The organism is Psychrobacter sp. UBA3483 (assembly GCF_002377905.1).
In the GTDB taxonomy this organism is placed as follows: domain Bacteria; phylum Pseudomonadota; class Gammaproteobacteria; order Pseudomonadales; family Moraxellaceae; genus Psychrobacter.
The window spans coordinates 1-7,864 of record NZ_DFQS01000066.1 but is presented as its reverse complement, the minus strand read 5'-3'; the positions used below and the strand labels follow the sequence as shown (position 1 = coordinate 7,864).

Annotated in this window: 5 protein-coding genes; 1 reads left to right on the top strand and 4 read right to left on the bottom strand. The window is 42.1% G+C overall.

The window, feature by feature from the left end; genetic code table 11:
• Positions 1 to 203: 203 nt before the first annotated feature.
• The gene (locus B2866_RS12045) at positions 204 to 488 is read left to right on the top strand and encodes a hypothetical protein (RefSeq protein WP_296194609.1); all 285 of its coding nucleotides are present in this window, start codon (positions 204 to 206) and stop codon (positions 486 to 488) included.
• 151 nt (positions 489 to 639) lie between these two features.
• Here B2866_RS12045 and rnr read toward each other — a convergent pair whose 3' ends face one another.
• The 4 genes from rnr to thrS all read right to left on the bottom strand — a co-directional run bounded on the left by rnr (position 640) and on the right by thrS (position 7,251).
• Entirely contained in the window at positions 640 to 2,934 is a 2,295-nt protein-coding gene (rnr, locus tag B2866_RS12040; RefSeq protein WP_296194607.1) for a ribonuclease R, read from the bottom strand.
• A gap of 149 nt (positions 2,935 to 3,083) precedes the next feature.
• Positions 3,084 to 4,328: a toxic anion resistance protein gene (locus B2866_RS12035; protein ID WP_296194605.1), complete on the bottom strand. Its 1,245-nt coding sequence runs from the start codon at positions 4,326 to 4,328 to the stop codon at positions 3,084 to 3,086.
• Positions 4,329 to 4,789: 461 nt separating this feature from the next.
• Positions 4,790 to 5,293 carry a translation initiation factor IF-3 gene (gene infC / locus B2866_RS12030; RefSeq protein ID WP_068408295.1) on the bottom strand — a complete coding sequence of 168 codons (504 nt, stop codon included), beginning with the start codon at positions 5,291 to 5,293 and terminating at the stop codon, positions 4,790 to 4,792.
• A gap of 23 nt (positions 5,294 to 5,316) precedes the next feature.
• A complete protein-coding gene (gene thrS, locus B2866_RS12025; RefSeq protein ID WP_296194602.1) occupies positions 5,317 to 7,251 on the bottom strand; it encodes a threonine--tRNA ligase in 1,935 nt (644 codons plus the stop codon).
• Positions 7,252 to 7,864: the final 613 nt, after the last annotated feature.

Genomic DNA, 7,864 nt, shown 5'->3' with positions numbered 1-7,864 from the left:
ACTTTTAGGTGGGCTTGACTATACGTTAATAATGATGAGCGACTGAGATGAACTTCTCGTAGCCTCTGTAACAACAGCAAACAAGAAGAATTTATCCCAGCCGCAGCGTACGATTTTGATATGAGCTCACTATATAAAAGTCGGCATAAAAAATGCAACGATAAGTCTATCTACCTTTTATCGACATAGACGAGATATTTTTTATGCAAATCAAACATCTGATTATTTTTGCTTTGGCAGGTATCGTTATTCTTGCAGGGTTTAATATGATTAACGGCAGTCAACGTGAAAAAAATAGAGAAGCGTTGACCGCTAGTAGTGTCGCAGAACAAGCTGACATTAACGTAGCTGAGAGTAATACTTCAGATATCGCAAGTCAGCCGTTAGGGCAACAGCCAAAAGCCATTCTGGATAAAGCAAGCACGCAGATAGAACAAGCGGAGCAGGTCAGTCAACAACGCAGCGAGCAAATCGCTAATACGCAATAGTTGTGCATTACTGAGAGTTATTAATATTGAGAGTTATAAGGTTTAAACATGCTGCATTTTGATATAGCTATTTAAGTAGATACTTTTTAATGAGCAAAAAAAAGACTAACGATAACGTTAGTCTTTTTTTACTCTTAATATTTAAGCGCCATTAACTTTTCTTGCTTGCGCTTTTACCACGACCGTTGCTTTTTCTCGTCGAGGTTTTATTAGCAGAACTCTTACCAGCCGAATGATTCTTTGGCTGATCGCGTTTGGTTTGATTCATTTGGCTTGCTTGTAGCTTAGCTTTAAGATCAAAGTCGATTTGTAGTAGATCCATATTAACACCCGCTACTTTTACTTTGACTAAATCACCAAGCCCAAACACTGTGCCTCTGTCTTTACCGATAAGCTGTTGTTGCTGCTCATCATAGACAAAGAAATCGTCACCAACGTTTGAGATGTGCACGAGACCATCGATATATAAGTCGGTCAAGGTCACAAATAAACCGAAGCTCGTCACGGTAGTTACCACGCCATCGAACTCTTCGCCGACATGATCTTTCATATAATGGCATTTGAGCCAAGATTCCACGTAACGCGATGCTTTTTCGGCGCGGCGCTCAGTATCTGAGGTTTGCGTGCCAGCCTCTTCAAGCGAGAAATCCATCACTGGTTGCTGGCTATTCGTCACTTTCGCTTTAATGGCGCGGTGCAACATTAAGTCGGGATAGCGGCGAATCGGCGAGGTAAAATGGCTGTATTCGTCATAAGCCAAGCCAAAGTGACCGATGTTATCAGGCGAATAGTTCGCTTGCATCATCGAGCGTAGCAGCATGCTGTGGATACTAATCGCGTCAGGACGGTCTTTAGTCGCTTCGATAATCCGCTGATAATCCGCTTGAGTTGGGCTTTCTTCTGGGAAGCTTAAGCCAAAGTTTTTGGCATATTCATGAATACGCATCGACTTTTCGCCATCGGGCTTATCGTGATTACGATATAAAACAGGCAGCTCATTTTTCAAGGCAAAGTTTGCCGCACAGGTATTGGCAAGCAGCATGCACTCTTCGATAAGTTTTTGCGCATCGCCACGTGTACGCGGTAAGATAGCATCGATGCCACCTTTTTCATTAAACTTAATATACGTTTCGACCGTTTCAAACTCCATGGCATGGCGCTCTTCACGTTTTTTCAACAGCAGCTCATACAATTGATGTAAGGTATCGACCGATTTTTTAACGTCTTTATTGCCCGTTAATGATTCAGGAACGCTCTTATCTTTTGGATTGGCAAGATAAGCATTCACTTGATTATAGGTCAGACGCGCTTGCGAGTGCATCACACCCGGATAAAACTCGTAGCCTGTGACCTTACCAGCGCGCGATATCTTGATATCGGCAACCATACAGAGACGGTCAAGGTTAGGATTCAATGAGCATAGACCATTAGACAGGACTTCTGGCAGCATCGGAATCACGCGATGCGGGAAATACACTGACGTGCCGCGCTCGTAAGCATCTTTATCAAGTGGCGAGTTTGTCGTGACGTAATAACTAACATCAGCAATCGCCACTAAAACACGATAATTACCGCCTGAGCGTTTTTCAGCAAACACTGCATCATCAAAATCGCGCGCGTCTTCACCATCAATAGTAATCAAGGGTAAATCACGTAAGTCTGTCCGACCTTTCAAGTCTTTTTCAGTCGGCTCTTGATAGCTATTGGCCTGCTGTAGCGCAGCTTCACTAAAGTCTGACGGGATATCATAGTTGAGTAGAGTCGTCTCAATAATCAATTCACGGTCATTATCATCAGATAGCACTTCAGTGATTTTACCGGTGGCAAATTCGTGTTGGTTCGGCCAATCGATAATATCGACTTTGACTGGCGCACCTTGTTTGGCGTTCAGTGCTTGCACGTTTTCTTCAGTGACGGTAATCGGCTGATGGTTGTTTGGGCTACCAAGCTCAACACAATAACCTTCTTCATCGTGCGCCAATGTACCAATAAAGTTGTTTTGGCGACGCTCAACGATATCGACAATACGCCCTTCAGTACGACCACGATTATCCGTAGAGGTACCAACCGCTTGTACGGTATCGCCATTAAATACCCAGCGCATCTGCTTTTCATGCAAAAACAAATCAGGCATATCGCTCAATATCACAAAGCCAAAGCCTTTAGGGTGAGCTGACACGGTGCCAGTAACGATATCGTGCTCGGTTACAGTGCGATAGCGATAAGGACGCCCGTCGCGGTTTACTTGCCCATCGCGTGCCATTGCCTTTAGACGATTGCCTAAAGCATCAAATTGGTCAGGGTCATCAATATTAAAGGCTTTTGCCAATTGTTGATGCGTGACTTCACCGTATTCATTAATCGTACTGAGTATCAGTTCGCGACTAGGAATAGGGTTGACGTATTTTTGTGCCTCACTCGAGGCGTTTGGATCATTCCAACTCATAAATTACCGTATCTATTTTTTAAAATTATTAATAAGTGCTATCTTAACACGAACAACGCCGTAATATCTTAGGTCAATTGTCTTATGTGTATCAGATAGCAAGTAGCTGCTAGCTTGTATCGCTAACAGCATTCGACATGAGAGCTCAATCAAATATCAATATCGACCGTATTTGATTGATTGGTTATCTTTTTAGTATTTAACTCTTTGGATACTTCAAGTACGGTCGTTTGATTCGACTTATCGAGATATTTCTGCGCTTTATCAACCTCAGCTGTCAGAGTATTGACCGTTTGTTTCATATTCTCTAACGCCTCGATTTTATAATTGCTAATCATATCCATCGTCTCATAGACGTTATTGAAGGCGTTTTGGAGTTTATCAAGCTCAATCGTGCTACTGGTTGCCTGCTCGTGAATTTCAAGTGACTGACGTTTTAGCATCGCAGAGGTCGATTCAATCAAGCTACTGGTTGTTTTATTTAACGCGGTGATTTGGTCAAGTACCAGCTTCTGATTGGTCATCGCCTGAGCAACCACCACCGCGGTACGTAGCGCCGAGATAGTCGTCGTCGTCGCGCGATCCACACCTTTAATCAGCTCTAGGTTGTTTTTACGAATGGTATCAAGGGCCAAGTAACCTTGTACGTTAACCGCCAATTGCGTTAAAAAGTCAGTATTCTTTTGCCGTACATAGAACAACATTTCTTCTTTAATGATACGTGCTTTTTCGGGGTCAGTAGCTTCAACGGCATAAACCTTTTGCTCAAGCTGCTCATCGATTTTTTTACCCACATAAATGTATTGGCGAATCGATTGCATCAGCTCCCACATATTGACTTTTTCCTGCTCAATCATGGCATTGTCTTTGAGCAGCTCGTCTTTACCGTTATAAAGGCTGGTCACCACGGCGTTGATATGCGATTGCGCTGACTCGTATTGACGGAAATAATCTTGCACTTTATTGCCAAATGGAATCAGACCGAAGAGCTTACGTGAGCTGGTCAACTCTTTTTTGCTCGGGTCCAAATCTTCAACAATACCGCGCAGCTCAGTCAATGATTTGGCAATAGGTGAGTTATCAAACAAGCTATCATTAAGACTTTTCGCTGGCAAATCGAGCATCCGGTTCGACACTTGTGCCGATTCGCGAATTTCTTTATTGCCCAAATTATGGATGGATTGGACGTTTTGCTGAAACTCAGCGCTGTGTACTGAATTGTTAATCACGTGATCGACAAAGGCATCGACCTTAGCATCAAGTTCAGGAATCTGGCTTTCATCCAGTTTCACCATTTGATCCGCTTCGCTTTTTTGTATTTCTTTCACCGGCTCAGGAGCGATTAAAGTGATGCTAGGCGTTGAGGCGTTTTCGGGCGGGGTCAATTCTTGCATAAAATTTCCTATAATATCTAAAAAATGGGATTCTTTACCGACGACATTATTTATCAATGACACTGTTCATTAACTATTAATTGTTAACGAACAACAGTTTTTGCTAATCGCTTTTATAGCCGTGGTTTCAATTGTTTTTATTACCCAATAATTTTTATTCGAATGAGATATGTGTAACGAGATGACCTTTAGATTAACTGGTAATGAAAAGGTTGAGAAGATGGGTTTTGTAAACTGAGGTTGATAAAGCGTTTATAGAGAAATTTGGCTCATCGTACTCAGATTCTTTTAATGCATGTATTTAGAGGTAAATATGAAAAAACCATCAATATCCCGGAGTATATTGATGGTTAAGATTATAACTATCTATTATTAACGATTTGTCTGTGTTAGTTAATCATTTATATTAACTAACACTCATATCGATTTACAGCCACTACTCACTATAATCTATCAAGGGATTATTTTTTCTTAGTAGGCCCAAGCAGCATACCCATTTGACGGCCTTCCATCTTAGGGTACTGTTCGACGTTTGAGATATCAGCGGTATCTTCAATGATACGATCAAGTTGTTTACGACCAATCTCTTGGTGAGCCATTTCGCGACCACGGAAGCGGATACTGATTTTAACTTTATCCTGATCTTCCAAGAAGCTGATGATTTTTCTCAGTTTGACCTGATAATCGGCTTCTTCGGTGCTAGGACGTAGCTTCATCTCTTTTAGCTGGGTCTGTTTCTGATTCTTCTTCGCTTCTTTCGCTTTCTGCTTTTGATCATAGAGAAAATGTTTATAATCCATGATTTTGCATACTGGCGGCTTGGCTTCAGGAACCAATTCGACCAAATCTAGGTTTTCATCACGCGCCGCTTTCATCGCGGTTTCGATATCGACCACGCCCATTTGCTCGCCGTCTTCTTTAACCAAACGGACTTCTTTAGCATTGATATCTTCGTTGATGTTCAAACGGTTTGACTGTTTAATAGGTATTACTCCTCATCTGTTTTTGGGGTCTGTCGGCCTTTTTTGCTGACAGCAGTCTGTACTAAGCTAATAAATTCTGCAACACTCATGACGCCGAGGTTTTCACCTTCACGAGTTCGGACATTAACACTGCCCGTTTCAACCTCTTTATCCCCCAATACTAGCATATAGGGAATGCGTTCTAATGTTTTCTCTCGTATCTTAAATCCAATCTTTTCGTTACGCAAGTCACTCGTTGCTCGCAAACCTGCATTTTTCAGCTCACGCACCACATTTTCACAAGCATCGGCCTGTTTATCAGTGATATTCATCACCGCTACCTGTTGCGGCGCAAGCCATACTGGCATCCAACCGGCATAGTTTTCAATCAAGATACCGATAAAACGCTCAAATGACCCTAAGATAGCACGGTGCAGCATAATGGGGGTTTCGCGCTCGTTTTGCTCATTGACAAATTCCGCATCAAGGCGCTCAGGCATGTTTGGATCAACCTGAATCGTACCGCATTGCCACACGCGACCCAAGGAATCCTTTAGACTAAACTCAATCTTTGGACCATAAAATGCGCCTTCACCCGGTAGATATTCCCAATCAAGACCTGAGCTATCAAGGGCATCTGCCAAGGCTTTTTCAGCAAAGTCCCAAGATTCATCGCTACCGACACGTTTTTCAGGACGGGTTGAGAGCTTCATAATGATATTATCAAAGCCAAAATCTTCATAAACTGCCAGGGTCAGTTTAATGAAATCAGCGACTTCTTGCTGGATTTGCGCTTGGGTACAGAAAATATGCGCATCATCTTGCGTGAAACCGCGTACACGCATCAAACCATGCAATGAGCCTGATGGCTCGTTACGATGACATGAACCAAACTCTGCCATACGTAGCGGCAAATCACGATAAGACTTTAAACCTTGGTTAAAGACTTGAACGTGACACGGGCAGTTCATCGGTTTTACCGCATAATCACGGTTTTCGCTTGAAGTGGTAAACATATTGGTCGCATAGTTGCCCCAATGGCCTGAACGTTCCCACAAGCTGCGATCGACGATTTGCGGCGTTTTAATCTCTTCATAACCATGATCATGTTGAACCCTACGCATATATTGCTCAAGTACCTGATAAATCGTCCAACCATTGGCATGCCAAAACACCATACCCGGCGCTTGCTCTTGCATATGAAATAAATTTAACGCTTTACCAATCTTACGGTGGTCACGTTTTTCCGCTTCTTCGATACGTTGGATATATGCTTTTAAATCTTTTTTATCTGCCCACGCCGTACCATAAATACGTTGCAGCTGCTCGTTTTTGGCATCACCGCGCCAATAAGCGCCTGACATTTTGGTCAGTTTAAACACTTTTAAGAAGCGCGTATTTGGCACGTGTGGACCACGGCACATATCGACATATTCTTGATGATGATATAGACCAAAGGCTTCTTCACCCGGCATGTCATTAATCAATTTCAGCTTATAATCTTCGCCGCGCTCTTCAAAAATCTTGATGACTTCATCGCGAGGGGTTGTTTTTTTGATGACATCATAATCTTGCTTAATCAGCTCCATCATGCGTTTTTCAATTTTTTCCATGTGCTCAGGGGTAAATGGCGTCTCACTGTAGATGTCATAATAAAAGCCATCTTCAATAACAGGGCCAATGACCATTTTTACGTCAGGATAAAGCTGTTTTACTGCATGACCTAATAGGTGGGCACATGAGTGGCGAATAATATCGACACCGTCAGAGTCTTTTGGCGTCACGATTTCAACTTTGGCATCATGAGTGATAGGGTCGTGAGCATCTACTAAGTGACCATCAACGCGTCCCGCGACCGTCGCTTTCGCCAAGCCCGCTCCAATACTTTGCGCCACTTCCATGACCGTTGTATTGCCTTCAAAGTTTTTTACGCTACCATCGGGTAAAGTAATCGCTACCATAATCTATTCACCTTTTTGGGTCCGTTGGCAGTGATGATTGCAACCATCAATCATATAACCGTAAGACCGCGTCAATTATATCTAACCGCTATGATATGTTGAAGAAATAGGCATTAACGACAAGCACCATACCAAAACTTATCTTACGTAGTATGCTAATAAAGCGATCATCTGACGACAGATAATCAAACCACTATAATATAGAGTGGTTTACTTATTAATAAGGATAAGCAGCAGTGCTCTGCAGTAATGTCATAAAAGCCGCTATTATAGCAAACGCTGTCTATTAACACTAGATAGCTGCGGCGAGGTCAACTTCTATATATAGGTGCACTTAGTATCAATATCAATAGTGTTGAATATATACCTATATAAGCCCAGCAATATAATGCATGGTTTATAAATGTCTTATAAAGCTTACTAATAAGCTTTATAGCAAATAAGGCTTAAACATTCAGGCATGTCTAGAGAATAATCTTCTTTGGTTTAATATCTGATTTTTACTAAGCTATTGAAAAATATGGTTTGTTTACCGTCTTCTAAAATAAATTAAGAAATCTATCGAAAATCGGTTGACACCCAGTTCAAACCGTCTATAATACGCACCTCATTA